This window comes from Kitasatospora sp. NPDC057512, assembly GCF_042802135.1.
Classification (GTDB): Bacteria; Actinomycetota; Actinomycetes; order Streptomycetales; family Streptomycetaceae; genus Kitasatospora.
Genome location: NZ_JBHVET010001173.1, coordinates 1 through 1,557, shown reverse-complemented (window position 1 = coordinate 1,557; position 1,557 = coordinate 1). Strand labels below are relative to the sequence as shown.

Annotated in this window: 1 protein-coding gene; it reads right to left on the bottom strand. The window is 68.3% G+C overall.

Annotated features, from left to right (window positions below; translation table 11 throughout):
* Positions 1-42 precede the first annotated feature (42 nt).
* Complete coding sequence (gene clpX, locus ACFU6K_RS38645; protein WP_045696864.1) at positions 43-1,332, bottom strand: ATP-dependent Clp protease ATP-binding subunit ClpX; 1,290 nt, start codon at positions 1,330-1,332, stop codon at positions 43-45.
* Positions 1,333-1,557 lie beyond the last annotated feature (225 nt).

The following is a 1,557-nucleotide window of genomic DNA, read 5'->3' as shown; positions in this document are numbered from 1 at the left end:
CCGGATCCGGTGCGGGGCCCTCCTCGTGGCGTCGGCCTCGGGTCAGGCGCTCTTCTCCCGGCGCTCGCGCTTGATCATGTCGCGCGGCACCAGGGTGGGGATGGCGTGCTTGGAGACCACGTCTCCGGTGACCACCACGCGGGCGACGTCCTGGCGCGAGGGGACCTCGTACATCACGGACATCAGCACCTCCTCCATGATGGCCCGCAGCCCGCGCGCGCCGGTGCCGCGCAGGATCGCCTGGTCGGCGATCGCCTCCAGCGCGTCCCGGGAGAACTCCAGCTCCACGCCGTCCAGTTCGAACAGCTTGCGGTACTGCTTGACCAGCGCGTTGCGCGGCTCGGTGAGGATCTGGAGCAGCGCCTCGCGGTCCAGGTTGTGCACGCTGGTGATCACCGGCAGACGGCCGATGAACTCGGGGATCATGCCGAACTTCACCAGGTCCTCGGGCATCACCTGGCGGAAGTGGTCGCTGGCGTCCGACTCCCGCTTGGAGCGGATGTTGGCACCGAAGCCGATGCCCTTGGCACCCGCGCGGCCCTCGATGATCCGCTCCAGGCCGGCGAACGCGCCGCCGACGATGAACAGCACGTTCGTGGTGTCGATCTGGATGAACTCCTGGTGCGGGTGCTTGCGCCCGCCCTGCGGCGGCACCGACGCGGTGGTGCCCTCCAGGATCTTCAGCAGGGCCTGCTGCACGCCCTCGCCGGAGACGTCCCGGGTGATCGACGGGTTCTCGCTCTTGCGCGCGACCTTGTCGATCTCGTCGATGTAGATGATCCCGGTCTCGGCCTTCTTGACGTCGTAGTCGGCCGCCTGGATCAGCTTGAGCAGGATGTTCTCGACGTCCTCGCCGACGTAGCCGGCCTCGGTCAGCGCGGTGGCGTCCGCGATCGCGAACGGCACGTTCAGCATCCGGGCCAGGGTCTGCGCCAGCAGCGTCTTGCCGGAGCCGGTGGGGCCCAGCAGCAGGATGTTCGACTTGGCCAGCTCGATGGCGTCCTCGCGGCCGTTGCCCCCGCTGCGGCCCGCCTCACCCGCCTGGACCCGCTTGTAGTGGTTGTAGACGGCGACCGACAGCGCCTTCTTGGCGAGGTCCTGTCCGACCACGTACTGGTCCAGGAACTCGTAGATCTCGCGCGGCTTCGGGAGCTCCTCGAAGCGCACCTCGGAGGTCTCGGCGAGTTCCTCCTCGATGATCTCGTTGCACAGGTCGATGCACTCGTCGCAGATGTACACGCCTGGGCCGGCGATCAGCTTCTTCACCTGCTTCTGCGACTTGCCGCAGAACGAGCACTTGAGCAGGTCGCCACCGTCTCCGATGCGTGCCACGAGGTGCTTCCCCTTCGCCAGGGGCCCCGCAGGGGTTCCGGGGCCTGGTGCTGTGGACCGTCAACGCCGACGGCGCTCGGTCTCGCTATCCGACGGTACTCTGCCGGGCCCGTGATTCCGTCCTCTTCGCCAGGTCTGCCCTACGCCCTGGGCGAATTGATACCGAACAGATGCCGTCGCACGGGCCCGCCGATGGGCCGGGGCGGGGTGCGCACCCGTGTGCGC